The following is a 14,870-nucleotide window of genomic DNA, read 5'->3' on the forward strand; positions in this document are numbered from 1 at the left end:
AGGCAACCGCGGGCGCAAGCGCACCGGAGGCCGACACACCAACCCGGCCAGTCCCGGCTGCGGGAGCTTCTGCAGCCACCGCGAGCACGGCCCAGCCCGGCGCCTCGCCGCGGCGCGAGACTGCTCCGGGGGGCTCTGCGCGTGGGGGCATATTGCCCGCGACGCTAGCAAGTTCGGGGCACCCGGGAGCCGTTGGCGGGGCGCGAGTCGTCGAAGGCGCTTCAACCTCTCCTGGCAATCCGTTATTCCGGGCTTCGGCGCCCTCCGGACGGCCCGCTCGCCCCTTGGCGGGTCTTCACCACCCTTTCAGCCTGTAAGGCAAGTCACACCGAACGCCGTAAACCCCCTCTAACTTTGGGTGATTTCCACAGGTGAGCGCCGTGTCGGTTCCACCCGTTCGGCCGACAGAGGGGGCACGTCTTGCCGACAGCGGTACCCCTTCGTTACTGTCCCGGGGTCCCCATTACAGTCAGGTCACGAAGTAGGACACCGAGCAAACCACCCCCGAGGTTGGCTCACCGGGTTCCCCCGCCCGCAGTCCTCGACCCGGCTCCCCGACGATGGAAGGCCCTGTCTTGGCTTCACACCGCTCCCCCGGCGGCCAAGCTCCTTCCCCGGCATTGAAGGACGCACTGGAAGGTGCGGTCGTTCGTGTCCGGGGTGCGCACCGCATCGCCCCGCCCTCTTCGGCCCTCCGCGGCCGTGTCGTGGTTGCCGCCGTTGCGGCTGGTGCGTTCGCCGCCGCTGCTGCGGGCTCGACCCTCAAGACAGTCACCGACTCCAACACCGCCGTCACCCCCCTGGCCAACAGCCAGGACGCCAGCGCTTCGCTGACCGCGGGAGGTGCGGGCACCGGGGGCGCCCCGGAACTCCTGCCGACCGGCCACGCCGTCGACGCCTCCGCCGAGGCCGCCAAGCTCGCCGACAGCGCCTCTGTCACGCAGGCCCGCGAGCAGCGCGAAGCCGACGCCGCCAAGAAGGCCGCCGAAGAAGCCGCTCGGCCCAAGACCTGCCTGCCCGCGCACGGCACCTTCACCTCGGGCTTCGGTGCCCGGTGGGGCACGAGCCACCTCGGCATCGACATCGCCAACTCGATCGGCACCCCGATCTACGCCGCCTCGGACGGCACCGTGATCGAGGCCGGCCCCGCCAGCGGTTTCGGCCTCTGGGTCCGGATCCAGCTCGACGACGGCACGGTCCAGGTCTACGGCCACATGAACAGCTTCTCCGTCAAGGAGGGGCAGAAGGTCAAGTGCGGCCAGCAGATCGCCGAGATCGGCAACCGCGGCCAGAGCACCGGCCCGCACCTGCACTTCGAGGTGTGGCAGAACGGCACCAAGAAGATCGACCCCCGGCCCTGGCTGGCCGCGCGCGGCATCGTTCTCTGATCCGTTCGCTCCCGGCGCGGGAGCAGGCACCACCAGCACGCCCGACCACAGAATCCCGGCCGTAGAGCGACCACTCGCTCCGGCCGGGACCCGGCGGGCATCGACAGCCGTCGAAGAGCGCTGAAGGCACGCGCTCCGCTGAGCCGCTCGTGTGCTGAACCCGGTCACAAGATCAAGGTTCACCACTGAGGGCCGAACGCAAACGCCCGGATCGGGTAAGTCTTCGCCGGCGGGCGAAAGCGGCCGGACGGCGTCGAGCGATTCCGGCGCAAGCACTTCCCCATGCGGGCCGGCCGAGCCGAGGTCGACACTGGTCGCGCGCGTCACCGGAAGCGCCTCAGACCGAGCCGAGACCCCTCGCGCGTCCGGAACCATTCCCCAGCCGGGAAAACCCGCCCACAGGCGCCTCAGCGCCCGCAACCACCTACCGCTGTCCGCCCGGTAACCGCCGGATGAAGTACGCCACCGCGACCTGCCACACCGTGCACAGCTCCGCCGGGCGCCGGACCGGCAGCCAGCCCCAGGGCACAACTCCCCCGGCGCCCCCCGCGGAGCGGACACGCGCGGCACTCCGGGCCCTGGTCGTCCAGCGGCGTCCCCGGCCGCAGGTGACACAACGCCCGTCCGCGCCGAGTTCGTGCTGCCTGAGCAGCGCTCGCCAGGCGGCGGCCAGCCGGCACGCCTCCGCTCCCGCACGCGAAGGATTTCCTGAAGCCCCCGAAGGCTCCCGACCCCGATCCGGAACCGTCGACCCCAGGACTCCTCGCAGGTATTTTTGTACCCCTTCGGCCAGCAGCCCAAACAGCACCGCGTCCACACCACGCCACCCCCTCCGTCGAACCTTTGTTCGATCGCAGGGTCCGTTGTACCGGGTGGGTACGACGATTCCGGCGGCGATCGGGGAGATCGCCGCCGGAATCACTCGGACGAGTGGCGGGACAGCTAGAGCTTCACCATCGGGACGCTGCCGATGAGCATCAGGCGGACCTTGCCCGCCTGGCCGAAGTCGATCGTGGCCGTCGCGCGCGGGCCCACGCCGTCGCAGGAGATCACCGTGCCGAGGCCGTACTTGTCGTGGCTGACGCGGTCGCCGACGTCCAGCTTCAAGGCCACCGTGTCCTTCCAGCCCTTCCCGAACGACGGCGTGCCCGACGAAGACGGCGAAGAAGACCGCCGGCCGCCCCAGGTGGTCGCCGCCCGCGGGGTGCCGCGCGAACCGGAACCGAACGAGCCGAAGCCGCCGCTGGACGGCTCCAGCCGCCGCCAGTCGACCAGGTCCGGCGGCAGCTCGTCGAGGAACCGCGAAGCCGGGTTCATCGACGGCTGGCCCCACGCCGAGCGCGTGATCGCGCGCGAGACGTACAACCGCTTCCGGGCGCGCGTGATCGCGACGTACGCGAGCCGCCGTTCCTCGGCCAGCTCCGTCGGGTCGCCCAGCGCGCGCATGTGCGGGAAGACGCCGTCCTCCCAACCGGTGCAGAACACCACCGGGTACTCCAGGCCCTTCGCGGTGTGCACGGTCATCAGCGTGACCACGCCCGCGCCGCCGTCGCCNNGCGTTCCCAGCTCGTCGAGCAGCGCCACGAAACCGCTGATCGCCTTGACCGAGCGCGGGTTCAGCAGCGGCACCTTGCCCTCGACGGCGTCCCGCAGCGCCTGCGCGAAGGAGATCCGCTCGCGCTCGGCGTGCGTCGCCACGACCGCTTCCGCGCGGTCGCCGATGCCGCGCTTGGGCACGTTCAGCACGCGCCGCAGGCTGACCGTGTCCTCCGGGTTCGCCAGCACCCGCAGGTACGCGATCATGTCGCGGACTTCGCGGCGCTCGTAGAACCGCACGCCGCCGACGACCTTGTACGGCAGGCCGAGCCGGATGAAGATCTCTTCGAAGACGCGGGACTGGTTGTTGGTGCGGTAGAAGACGGCGACGTCGGAGTAGTCGGCTTCGCCCTTCTCCGCCAGCGCGTCGATTTCGCCCGCGACGAACGCGGCTTCGTCGTGGTCGTTGTCCGCGACGTAGCCGACGATCTTCTCGCCGTCGCCCGAGTCCGTCCACAGCCGCTTGGCCCGGCGGTTCGGGTTCCGCTCGATGACGGCGTTGGCCGCGTTCAGGATCGTCTGCGTGGACCGGTAGTTCTGCTCCAGCAGGATGGTGTGCGCGTTCGGGAAGTCCCGCTCGAACTCCTCGATGTTGCGGATCGTCGCGCCGCGGAAGGCGTAGATCGACTGGTCCGCGTCGCCGACGACGACGAGTTCGGCCGGCTCGACGCCCGCCTCGTTCGGCGCCGTCCCGGCCAGCTCGCGGACCAGCGTGTACTGCGCGTGGTTCGTGTCCTGGTACTCGTCGACCAGCACGTGGCGGAAGCGCCGCCGGTAGTACTCGGCGACGTCCGGGAACGCCTGCAGCAGCGACACCGTGCGCATGATCAGGTCGTCGAAGTCGAAGGCGTTGGCCTGGTTGAGCCGCCGCTGGTACTCGACGTAGACCTCGGCGACGCGGCGCTCGAGGTCGTTGGCCGCGTTCGCCGCCGCGGTCTCCGGGTCGGTGAGCTCGTTCTTCAGGTTCGAGATGTGCACGGCGAGCGTGCGGGCGGCGTAGCGCTTCGGGTCGATGTCGAGGTCCCGGGCCACCAGGGTGATCAGCCGCTTGGTGTCGTCGGAGTCGTAGATGGAGAAGCTCGACGACATGTCCAGCGTTTTGGCTTCACGGCGCAGGATCCGCACGCACATCGAGTGGAACGTCGACACCCACATCGCGTTCGCGCGGCGCCCGACGAGCGCGGCGACGCGCTCGCGCATTTCGGCGGCGGCCTTGTTGGTGAACGTGATCGCCATGATTTCGCCGGGGTGCACGCGGCGCTGCCCCAGCAGGTAGGCGATCCGGCGGGTCAGCACCCGGGTCTTGCCCGATCCCGCGCCCGCCACCACCAGCAGCGGGCCACCGGCATGGGTGACGGCTTCGCGCTGGGCGGGGTTGAGGTCGTCGAGCAGCTCGGCCTGCCCGCCGGCGGCGGGCTTGCGCACAGGGGTCGCGGCGGGGAGATCGAAGAGGGTGTCCATCGTGGCGTCCACGCTACCCCGGGTGGGTGGGAGTGCGGCACAGCGTGCCGACGCGGGTTGTCCGGTGGCGGGGTGGATGCGTCGGGTGGGGCCGCGGGTTGTGCGGGCGTGGTTGCCGCGGTGCCTCGCGCTAGCGCGCTAGCGCGCGTGCGTGCGAGGGCGGCCACTTGCGGGGGTTGTAGCGCGGCGGGTGCGACGGGGCGCGTCGCGGCGGTATCCCGCGCGGACGCGCGGACGCGCGTCCAGGCGTCCGCGCGTCCGCGGATTGAGTGCGGCACGTGCCACGCACTTCGCGCGAACGGCTACGGCGGCAGGCGTAGCGCCGGATGTCGCCTGCCGTCCGACGCGGTGGCACCTTCGCGCGCGGAGCATCGGTGGACATGGAAGACACCAGCTCCGCCCGGATCCGGGCCGCCGACGCCGATCGTGAACGCGTCGCCACCACCGTCCAGACCGCCGGTTCCGAAGGCCGGCTCACGCTCGACGAGGTCGAAGAGCGCCTCAGCCGCGTCTACGCCGCGCGGTTCACCGACGAGCTCACCGCGCTCACCGCCGACCTGCCGCGGCCCGCGCCGCCGTCGCCCGGGTTCCCGCTGAGCCGAGCGGCGCTGCGGCGGCACCCCGCGCTGCGCGTCCACCTCGCCGTCGTCTCCGTGGTCGCCGTGCTGGTGATCGTCCGCTGGGTGGTGCTGGGCGCCGGGTTCTTCTGGCCGGCGTTCCCGCTGTTCTGGCTCGGCGTGAGCCTCCTGGTGCACGCCCGGGTGCGTTCGGTCCGGGAGCGGCCCCGCGCCGCTGTGCCATACTGACCGCATGCGGCACCACGCGAAGCGATTTTTCTACGGGAACCGGACTCCGGCTCCCGTGATCGCGTAGTGCCCGAACCGCCATCACGCCAGCCCCGGAGTCCACGGACCCGGGGCTGTCGCCGTACCTGGGGCCGGGCGGGTCCGGGATTCGAGGGAGAGGTCCCGATGAACGCACAAGCGACGAACGCCGACGGCCAGCCCGCCGACCACACGCCCGCCGGGGACGACATCGCGTCGCTCCGGGAGGAGATCGACTGGCTGGACAAGGAGATCCTGCGGCTGGTGAAGCGCCGGGTCGAGGTGTCCAAGACGATCGGGGCCGCGCGGATGGCCGCCGGCGGGACTCGGATCGTCTACAACCGCGAGATGGACGTGCTCGCGCGCTACCGCGAGCTCGGTCCGGAAGGCCGGCAGCTGGCCATGGCGCTGCTGAACCTGGGCCGGGGACGGCTCGGCCGGTAACGGTTGCCCGAATTCGGGGACTTCCCCGAGGCACCGGCGCCCCCGGTACGGGCAGACTGGGGTCATGGACTGGCTCGTGAACCTCATCGCCGTCATCGTCGCGCTCGCGAGCGTGCTGGCCGCGCTGGGCCATGTGGGGTATCTGGCGTTGCTCAACAACGCGGCGGGTAAGCGGGCCGGGGGTGCTCCGGTGGCGCAGTACGTCAAGAGCAGGTGGGCCGTTGCCGGTGGTACCACTGCGGCCTCGCTGTTCGCCTGGTTGCTCACGGCCGGGGGACCGACGCTGGACGTCTTCGCCATCATCGTCGCCGCCGGTAGCGGTGTGGTGGCGACGAAGGCGCTGCAATCCACGCGGGACCGTTACCGCACGGGAGGCTGAAACCCCTGATCAGGGGCGATGGCGCTGCGTGAAACTTCGCAGCGTCACCATCGCCCGTTCGGTCGCGCCCGACCGAGTGAAACCTCTGCAACTTGCAGGTTTGGGGGCGACTTTCTCCGCCGGATGCTCCTAGGGTTGGCGTTGTGAGGACCCTTGCGTCTGGGTCGGGCGATGCCCGGGGGACGCGCGGGGGCACTGGCCCCGCGCGCCTGCAGTCGCGTGCGCGTGCATTTGCGCAGTATTCCGAACGGTATTCCGAACGGGATTCCGCGCGTGAGGGTGCTCCGATCGGGTCGTCCCGCCGCCGGATGGCGTCAGGACCGCACCGCCGGGTGGTCGAGCCCACATGAGCCAAGGCACGGAGTTCCACGGACGCGGTGCGCCGCCCGCGCATCCCGGGCGGCACCGGCGCCGCGGCGCGGAGGGCTGGACGCCGCCGCTGCCACAGCACCGCCCGGTGCGGCACCGCGCGGCCGGTGCGCCGGACGCCGGGCTGCGACCGGGCGAAGCACCCGAAAGTGGCGCCTACGGGTTGCGGCAGCACGCGCCGGAGCCCGGCTTTCAGCCCCATGGGCCGGGCGAGGCGCCGGCCGGTGGGGCCTGGGCCCTGCCTCACCAAGCCCCGGCCGGCGCGCCGGAGGGCTACCACTTCTTCCGACGGCACCCCGGCGAGCCGGGCGCGTCCGGCTTCTCGGGCCGGGCGGCCGATCCGGAGGTGGGCAGCCGCCCTTTTCGGGACCCCACCACCGAGCCCGATCCGCCGGTTTCCGGGCTGCTCCCGCTGCCTCAGCCGCGTGAGCGGCGGGCCGGGGCTCCGCTCTTCCCGGCCTCGCACGGCAGTCTCCCGCTCGACGTCTTCGACGACCTCGAAGACGAAGACCCCGAGCCGGACGAGACGCCGGTTGCCGAATCGCGTGCCGAGCTGGCCGCGCGGCGGACTCGTGTCTCGCTGGCCGCCCCCGCTCCTCGGTGCGTGGACCTCGACGAAGACGATGTGCGCGTCTACTCCGCTCCCCCCATCGACGGCCTCGGCGGGTTCACCATCGGGTCCGTGCCCGCCTCCGTCACACCCCCGAAGACGTGGCGGAAGGCGGCCTGGTTCGCCACCGGCGCCTCCGGTGCCGTGGTCGTCGGGCTGCTGTGCGCCGGCTCCTTCCTCGTCGGGAAGCCGCCGATGGACCAGGCCGTGCAGGGCGCCTGGCCGGGCTACCAGGGCGTCCCGACCATCGCCGATCCCACCGGCGAGCACCGGCCGCCCACGCAGGGTGGTTCCGCGGCAGGCCCGGAGACCGCGGCCCGGCCCGACAGCGGGAAGCCCCAGAGCGGCGGCGGCGCCGGACCGGTCGACGACGCCACCCCGCCCGACGTCGACACCGCCTCCCCCGAGACGGCGACGACCGGCCCCGCCGACTCGAGCGCGACGCCGCGGAAGCCGCCGGTCACGCCCGCTCAGCGCGAGACGCCGGTCAAGCCGCCGTGGTGGTACTCCTTCCCGCCGGACGCCCAGACCATGGGGGACAACTCGGAGAAGTTCTTCAACACCGTCACCACCGACCCCGCCGCGGCGTCGTCGGTGACCACCGGCCGGCTGCACGACCAGGGGCCGCAGGCGCTCGCCGACCGGTACGCCGGCATCGCCTACTTCGAAGTCAAGAAGGTCAGCATCGACCAGCAGCGCGGCGTCACCGTCAACACCGTCGAGGTCACCCACACCGACGGGACCAAGACGGTCGAGGAGCGCACGCTGACCTTCGGCGACGGCGACAAGATCACCGCTGACGGCCAGTAGCCGATCCTGCACGTGCGGTTCGCCCGTTCTGATGCACGTGCGGTGCGCCGAGCGGTTATCCCTGGTCCGGGTGGGTGACATAAGCTGCCGCTCGTCGTATTGCGACGGCATTCCGGCGACAGAGCCTGGTGGTCGCCGTCCGCACAGGGTTACCTGACGACAGCGAATCCGGAAACCGGCCACGAGTCGGCCGACCGGACCAACGGGAACCCGGCCGAACGGCCGAGTGACCGTCCCCGGAACCCAGAGCGAGGACTTTCGTGCTTGATCGGCAGCGCACACGGCGTGAGTCACCCCACGCCGTCCGCGTCGAGGACGTCATCCCGGCCGAGATCCTGGACGGCGTCGCCGACGCCGACCGCGACCATCTCGAGCAGGTCTTCCGCGACCCGCAGCGGTTCCTGCCGACGCGGACCGAGCCGGCCCGCGAGCCCGAGCAGGCCGAAGACGGCGGCGAGCCGGAAAGCCGGTTCGCGCGCCGCGCGAAGCTGACCGGGCTGGTCGCCGCGGGCGCGCTCGTCGCCGGCGCCGTGATCGCCGCGCCGATGCTGACCAGTTCGCACCGCGCCGCCGCCCCGTCCGGCGGCCAGTCCACGCCCGCCGGGTTCACCGGCGCCGCGGAGCTCGGCGGCCTCGCCGTCCCGCAGCACCAGGCCGGCGGCAGCGCACCGGAGCGGCACAGCCCGGCGACGTCGCAGGCCGAGGACACCACGTCCGCCCGGCCGGAGAACGGCACCCCGCGGAGCCAGCCGACGCAGGCCGCCGCCACCCCGGTCCCGGACAAGGCCGCCGACGCCCGCAGCGCGAGCCGCAAGATCCAGGCCGTCAAGGAGTTCTACGCCAAGATCGCCCGTGACTCGGCGGGCGCGCTAGCGCTGCTGAGCCCGGCGCTGGTCGACGGCAGCGCCGGCGAGCTGGTCCGCACCTGGAGCGCGATGGACGCCATCGACGTCCAGGAAGCCGACACGCAGATGCAGCCGGACGGCTCGATCCTCGCGGTCGCGACGCTGCACCGGCCGGACGGCGCCCTGGTGCGCGTCACCCAGCTGTTCCGGGTGGCCGACACCGGCGGGCTGATCACCGAAGCCGAGCTTGTCTCGGCCCAGTACATGTAGCCCACGGCGATCACGCCTTCACCCCTGGTTCAAGTGCCCGTGCCGAATTCGTGTGCGCAGAGTGAGCGCCTAGCCTTGTCACGGGCCGGTCTCGGAAAAGCCGGTCCAGAGCCCACGACATGTGCATACGCTCCAGCGAAGCGGCGTGCTCGTGGCCGCGTCACCAGGCACCGATCAGCACGCCCTGGTGAAGCCGGAGCCCAAAGGGAGGTCGCGTGAGCGACGAGGGTCGTCTGGTCGCCGATCGATACCGCATCGTCGGCCGGATCGGCACGGGCGCGATGGGGGCCGTCTGGCAGGCGCACGACGAGGTCCTGGGCCGCACCGTGGCGATCAAGCAGCTCCTGCTCCAGCCGCACCTGGACCAGCACGACGCCGAGGACGCCCGGCAGCGGACGATGCGCGAGGGCCGGATCGCGGCGCGGCTGCACCACCCCAACGCGATCTCCGTGTTCGACGTCGTCACCGACGACAACGGGCAGCCGTGCCTGATCATGGAGTACCTCAACTCCACCAGCCTGGCCGCCGTGCTGCAGGAACGCCGCACGCTGCCGCCGACCGAGGTGGCGCGGATCGGCGCCCAGGTCGCCGCGGCGCTGCGCGAGGCGCACGCGGTCGGGATCGTGCACCGCGACATCAAGCCGGGCAACATCCTGCTCGGCGGCAACGGCGTCGTGAAGATCACCGACTTCGGCATCTCCCGCGCCAAGGACGACGTCACGGTCACCAAGACCGGGATGATCGCCGGCACCCCCGCCTACCTGGCCCCCGAGGTCGCGATCGGCGGCGACCCCGGGCCGGAGTCCGACGTCTTCTCCCTCGGCTCCACGCTCTACGCGGCCTGCGAGGGCCAGCCGCCGTTCGGGCTGTCCGAGAACACGCTGAGCCTGCTGCACGCGGTCGCGGCCGGGCAGATCAACCCGCCGCGCCAGTCCGGGCCGCTGGCCAGTGTGCTGGCCGTGCTGCTGCACCCGGAGATCGAGCACCGGCCGACCGCCGAGGAGTGCGAGGAGCTGCTCGCGGCCGTCGCCCGCGGCGAGACGCCGCTCGGCGGCCCGGCGGACGAGACCATGATGGCGCCGTCCGCCGGTGTCCTCGGCGCGGCCGCCGTCGCCGACCCGAACGCGACGCAGATGTTCGACGAGATCCCCGCGGGTCACTCGGGCACGCTGCTCGGCGGCGGGGCCCCGACGCAGGCCGTGCCGTACTACGACGAGGACGACTACCCGGAGGGCACCGGCTACCCGGAGGACGACTACGACGGGTACGGCCGCTACGAGGACGACCACCACGCGGCCGGGGGCGTGCCGCCCGGGCTGGCCGCGACCCGCGCCGTCCCGGTCCCGCCGCACGAGCAGGGCGGCTACGAGGACGACTACGACGATTACGACGACGAGCCCGCGCCGCCCCCGGCCCGGTCGCGTCCGCAGATGAGCCCGGTCGACGAGGACGACGGCAAGCCCGGCGCGTGGAAGCGCCCGGCGATCATCGGCGGCATCGTGGTCGTAGGCCTGGTCGCGCTCGTCGTGTGGCTGCTCAGCCCGAACAACCCGGAGGCGCCCGCCGCGCCGATCTCCAGCAGCAAGCCGACGCCCACCCCGACGTCGGAGTCGCTGCCGACCACGACCGACGACCCGGTCAGCACGGCGGATGTGCCGCCTCCGGTGACGGAGACGACCTCGTCGTCGAAGCGCGCGACGACATCCCGGAACACCGAGCAGCCGACGACCACGCCGAGGTCGACAACGCCGAAGACGACAACGCCCACGGAGTCGTCTCCGGAAACGACGCCCAGCACACCGGTGTCGCCGTCCACTCCCCCCACGCCGTGACCCGAGGTATGTCTTGAGTTCTGAAGGCACCATCGTCGGCGGCCGGTTCCGGCTGGACCAGCCGATCGGCCGCGGCCGCGCGGGCATCGTGTGGCTGGCGTTCGACACGCGGCTGTTCCGCACCGTCGCGATGAAGCGGATGTACCTGCCGGTCGGCGCGGGCGAACGCGCCGAGCAGGCGCGCGCCGCCGCCATGCAGGAGGGCAAGGACGCCGCCCGGATCGAGCACCCGTGCGCGATCAAGGTGTTCGACGTGCTGCCGGACGGCCAGGACGTCTGGCTGGTGATGGAGTACATCCCGTCGCGCAGCATGGCGACGTTCCTCGCCGAGCACGGCCGGCTCACCCCCGACCAGGCGGCGCAGCTGGGCATCCAGCTCGGCAACGCGCTGGCGGCCATCCACGGGGCCGGGTTCGTGCACCGCACCCTCGAGCCGGGCACCGTGCTGCTGGCCGACGACGGCGGCGTCAAGCTCACCGACATCGGCATCAGCGGCGGCGGCCCGCACGCGGCGTACGTGGCACCCGAGGTCGCCCGCGGGCTGCCGGGCACGCCGGCGGCGGACGTCTTCTCCCTCGGCGCGACGCTCTACACCGCCGTGGAGGGCGTGCCGCCGTTCGGGGAGGACGGCCAGTCGTCCGAACGCCCGCCGCAGAACTCGGGCGTCCTGACCGAGGCACTGCGCAAGATGCTGCGCGCGGACCCGGACACGCGGCCGACGATGGCCGACACCGTCCACTCGCTGAAGGCCATCACCGAAGGTCGCGAGACGGCGTTCATCCCGCCGACCGCGCCGGCGATGCCGACCATGCCCGTGGGCCGGCCGATGCCGCCCCCGGGTGCGCCGATGCCGTCGGGCCCGCAGTTCCAGCCGCAGTACCCGATGACGCCGCCGCCCGGCTACCCGCAAGGCGCGACGCAGCAGATCCCGCCCGTCCCGCAGGCAGCCCAGGCGACGCAGTACGCGCCGGGGCCCCCTCCCCCGCCCCAGCAGGCGGAGGAGTGGAACCTTCCGGTGTCGAAGAAGACGCTGATCACCGTGGCCGCGATCCTCGCGGCGGTGCTGGTCGGCATCCTCGTCACGGAACTGTTCTTCGTCTAGGCCACCTTGGCGGTCGCCGCGCGCATGGCGGCCAGCAGCGTGTGGACGGCCGGGTGGCCCCAGGCCCGCGACGCGACCGCGGCGTGGATCGCGCGGACCGGCTCGGGGTTGCGGATCCGGCGGACGACCACGCCCGGGTGCTGCGCGCCGAGCCCCAGCTCCGGGATCAGGCCGACCCCGATGCCGGCGGCGACGAACCCCTGCGCCGTCTGGTAGTCCTCGGACTCGACCACGACGTTCGGGGCGAACCCGGCGGACGCGCAGGCGCCCTGCAGGATGTCGCGGCAGATACCGGGCAGGCCGTCGACGCCGACCCAGGGCTCTTCGGCGAACTCCGTGAGATCCAGCACGCGCTTGCGGGCGAGCGGGTGGGCCTTCGGCAGCACGGCCCGGTACGGGTCGTCGAGCAGGTGCACCAGCTCGATGCCCTTGGCCGGCGGGGTCTTGCGCGGGAAGACGGTGATCGCCACGTCCGCGTCGCCCGATTCGACGTCCAGGATCGGGTCGTCGAGTTCGACCAGCTTGAGGTCGAGGCGCACGCCGGGGTGCTCGCGGCGGACGGCGGCGATGGCGGGCGGGACGAGCGACGCACCGGCCGTCGCGAAGTAGCGGATCGCCACGCGGCCGGTGCGGCCCTCCTTGAGCTCGGTCAGCGCCGCTTCGGCCTTGGCGAGCTCGGCGCTGAGCGTCTCGGCGTGCTCGGACAGCAGCGCGCCGGCGGCTGTCGGCCGGACGCCGCGGCCGACGCGTTCGAGCAGTTCGGTGCCGGCTTCGCGTTCCAGCGCGGACAGCTGCTGGCTGATCGCGGACGGCGTGTAGCCGAGGTTCCGGGCCGCGGCCGTGATCGACCCGCTGGTGATGACGGCGCGGAGGACCTGCATGCGGCGGACGTCGAGCATGCCCTGATCGTACAGCTCAGCTTAAGTGTTCCTGCAGTTAATTTCGCTTGTCCTTACGTCTGGCCCGGGCGAAGCTGACGTCGGCTTTCGAAGGAGGACTGGGGTGGGCGAGACGAAGACGCTGCTCAGGATCGGTGCGCTGGCGCTGATGTGGGGCTCGAGCTTCTTCTGGATCAAGCTGGGGCTGGGGATGTTCTCGCCGGTGCAGCTGGTGCTGGCGCGGCTGGTGCTCGGCGCCGCGATGCTGCTGGTGCTGTGCCGCCTGCAGCGGGCGCGGCTGCCGCGCGACCGCCGGACGTGGGGCCACCTGGCGGTCGCGGCGTTCTTCCACAACGCGCTGCCGTTCCTGCTGTTCGCGATCGGCGAGACGACGGTCGATTCGGGCATCACGGGGGTGCTCAACTCGACGACGCCGCTGTGGGTGCTGCTGGCGGCACCGCTGATGGGGACGTCGTCGCGGATGACCGGCACCCGGCTGGCGGGGCTCGTGGTGGGCCTCGGCGGGATCCTGCTGATCTTCGCGCCGTGGCAGGCATCGGGCCTGCTGAGCTGGGGCGCCCTGGCGTGCCTCGCGGCGGCGGCGAGCTACGGCTTCGCGTTCGTCTACGAGGGCAAGTACCTGTCGTCTTCGACGTCTTCGCCGTACGCGATCTCGGCCGGGCAGATGCTCCTGGCCAGCGGGATGCTGGTCCTGGCGCTGCCGGCTGGCGGGTTCGCGCCGGTCCACGTGTCGACCGGGCCGCTGCTGGCGGTGCTGGTGCTGGGCATCGGCTCGACGGGGATCGCGTTCGCGCTGAACTACCAGCTGCTGGCGAGCGAGGGCGCGGTGGCGGCGTCGGTGGTCGGGTACCTGCTGCCGGTGGTGTCGGTGCTGCTGGGGGCGGTGTTCCTCGGCGAGCAGCTGGACCTGCGGGTGATCGCGGGGATGGTGGTCGTGCTCGGCGGGGTGGCGCTGACGCGGCTGCAGAAGCCGGAGCGAGTGGTCGCGGCCGTGCCTGGCGACCAGGCGGACGAGCTTGGTGACGACACCGCCGGGCGCGCGTCGCGGCCGCTCGCTCCCCTGGCGGACTGAGGAATGATCAACCCACCGGAGATCGCCGAGGACCGGTGATGCAAGTGTTCCGGATCAAGGTGGTCAACCTCGGCCGTCGCGCCGCGGTCGACCACCGCGTCGAAGCCCAGCGCGTGACGTCGATCGGGGCGCGGGCCTACCGCCTGCGCATCGACTCGAACGTTCGAGAACTGTGGTCAGCCGGCCCGGACTCGTTCATGAGGCTGCAGATCTTCGCCCGCCACGAAGTGACCGGCATGGGGAAGATGTTCGAGCGGCGCTACCACCACCCGGGCTCCGAGATCGTCACCGGCAGCTTCGTACACGGCCAGGACATGACGGTCACGCGCGAACCGGCTCAGACGAGGCGGCGGTCGGAGGCCCAGCGGGAGAGCTCGTAGCGGTTCGAGAGCTGGGTCTTCCGCAGCACGCTCGAAACGTGCGTCTCGACCGTCTTCACCGAGATGAACAGCTCCGACGCGATCTCCTTGTACGCGTACCCGCGGGCCAGCAGCCGCAGGACGTCGCGCTCGCGGGGGGTCAAGAGGTCCAGCTCGGGGTCGTTGATCGGGGCCGATCCCGGGCGGTCCGCGAACGCGTCCAGGACGAACCCCGCCAGGCGTGGCGAGAACACCGCGTCGCCGTCCGATACCCGGACCACCGCGCGGACCAGTTCCTTCGACGAGATCGTCTTCGTCACGTAGCCGCGGGCGCCCGCTCGGATGACCGCGATGACGTCCTCGGCCGCGTCCGAGACCGACAGCGCCAGGAACACCACGTCCGGCAGCTCGGGACGCACCCGGCGCAGGACCTCGGCGCCGCCGCCGTCGGGCATGTGGACGTCGAGGAGGACCACCTGGGGCTTCGTGCGGGCGATGCCCGCGACCGCCTCCGCCACCGAGCCGGCCTCGCCGACCACGCGGACCTCGTCGGTGATCGAGTCGAGCTCGGTGCGGACCCCCGCGCGGAACAGCGCGTGGTCGTCGACGA

General features: G+C 72.1%; 13 protein-coding genes. 10 read left to right on the forward strand and 3 right to left on the reverse strand.

The genetic code is table 11. The features are described 5' to 3' along the window. Positions 1 to 707 precede the first annotated feature (707 nt). Entirely contained in the window at positions 708 to 1,388 is a 681-nt protein-coding gene (locus tag CCN39_RS19925) for a M23 family metallopeptidase (protein WP_086844125.1), read from the forward strand. A gap of 942 nt (positions 1,389 to 2,330) precedes the next feature. Here the strand turns inward: CCN39_RS19925 and CCN39_RS19930 are convergent. Beyond that, the gene (locus tag CCN39_RS19930; RefSeq protein WP_086844126.1) at positions 2,331 to 4,445 is read right to left on the reverse strand and encodes a UvrD-helicase domain-containing protein; all 2,115 of its coding nucleotides are present in this window, start codon (positions 4,443 to 4,445) and stop codon (positions 2,331 to 2,333) included. Positions 4,446 to 4,825: 380 nt separating this feature from the next. Between CCN39_RS19930 and CCN39_RS19935 the strand changes: the two genes are divergently transcribed. From CCN39_RS19935 to CCN39_RS19965, 7 genes are all read left to right on the forward strand, one after another. Beyond that, complete coding sequence (locus CCN39_RS19935; RefSeq protein ID WP_086844128.1) at positions 4,826 to 5,251, forward strand: DUF1707 SHOCT-like domain-containing protein; 426 nt, start codon at positions 4,826 to 4,828, stop codon at positions 5,249 to 5,251. A gap of 165 nt (positions 5,252 to 5,416) precedes the next feature. Next, positions 5,417 to 5,713: a chorismate mutase gene (locus CCN39_RS19940; protein WP_086844130.1), complete on the forward strand. Its 297-nt coding sequence runs from the start codon at positions 5,417 to 5,419 to the stop codon at positions 5,711 to 5,713. Positions 5,714 to 5,777: 64 nt separating this feature from the next. Further along, positions 5,778 to 6,092: a hypothetical protein gene (locus tag CCN39_RS19945; RefSeq protein ID WP_086844131.1), complete on the forward strand. Its 315-nt coding sequence runs from the start codon at positions 5,778 to 5,780 to the stop codon at positions 6,090 to 6,092. Positions 6,093 to 6,438: 346 nt separating this feature from the next. After that, positions 6,439 to 7,881 (forward strand): hypothetical protein, encoded by a 1,443-nt coding sequence (locus tag CCN39_RS51800; RefSeq protein ID WP_244210874.1) that lies wholly within the window; start codon positions 6,439 to 6,441, stop codon positions 7,879 to 7,881. Positions 7,882 to 8,141: 260 nt separating this feature from the next. After that, complete coding sequence (locus tag CCN39_RS19955; RefSeq protein ID WP_086844132.1) at positions 8,142 to 8,996, forward strand: hypothetical protein; 855 nt, start codon at positions 8,142 to 8,144, stop codon at positions 8,994 to 8,996. Between the two features lie 215 nt (positions 8,997 to 9,211). Continuing rightward, positions 9,212 to 10,828, forward strand: a complete 1,617-nt coding sequence (locus CCN39_RS19960) for a serine/threonine-protein kinase (protein ID WP_086844134.1) — start codon at positions 9,212 to 9,214, stop codon at positions 10,826 to 10,828. 13 nt (positions 10,829 to 10,841) lie between these two features. After that, positions 10,842 to 11,930: a serine/threonine-protein kinase gene (locus tag CCN39_RS19965; protein ID WP_086844135.1), complete on the forward strand. Its 1,089-nt coding sequence runs from the start codon at positions 10,842 to 10,844 to the stop codon at positions 11,928 to 11,930. Here the strand turns inward: CCN39_RS19965 and CCN39_RS19970 are convergent. Beyond that, on the reverse strand, positions 11,927 to 12,829 hold the full coding sequence (locus CCN39_RS19970; protein ID WP_086844137.1) for a LysR family transcriptional regulator: 903 nt from the start codon (positions 12,827 to 12,829) through the stop codon (positions 11,927 to 11,929). The two genes, CCN39_RS19965 and CCN39_RS19970, sit on opposite strands and share 4 nt — an antisense overlap. A gap of 103 nt (positions 12,830 to 12,932) precedes the next feature. On the opposite strand from CCN39_RS19970, the gene CCN39_RS19975 reads away from it, so the two are divergent. Both CCN39_RS19975 and CCN39_RS19980 read left to right on the forward strand, forming a co-directional pair. Further along, a complete protein-coding gene (locus CCN39_RS19975; RefSeq protein WP_244210875.1) occupies positions 12,933 to 13,901 on the forward strand; it encodes a DMT family transporter in 969 nt (322 codons plus the stop codon). 38 nt (positions 13,902 to 13,939) lie between these two features. Continuing rightward, complete coding sequence (locus CCN39_RS19980) at positions 13,940 to 14,281, forward strand: hypothetical protein (protein ID WP_086844138.1); 342 nt, start codon at positions 13,940 to 13,942, stop codon at positions 14,279 to 14,281. On the opposite strand, the gene CCN39_RS19985 is transcribed toward CCN39_RS19980, so the two are convergent. Continuing rightward, positions 14,239 to 14,870: response regulator (locus CCN39_RS19985; RefSeq protein ID WP_086844140.1), on the reverse strand; the 632-nt coding region annotated here is incomplete at its 5' end. The two genes, CCN39_RS19980 and CCN39_RS19985, sit on opposite strands and share 43 nt — an antisense overlap.

It is taken from the genome of Amycolatopsis kentuckyensis (genome assembly GCF_002155975.1).
Classification (GTDB): domain Bacteria; phylum Actinomycetota; class Actinomycetes; order Mycobacteriales; family Pseudonocardiaceae; genus Amycolatopsis; species Amycolatopsis kentuckyensis.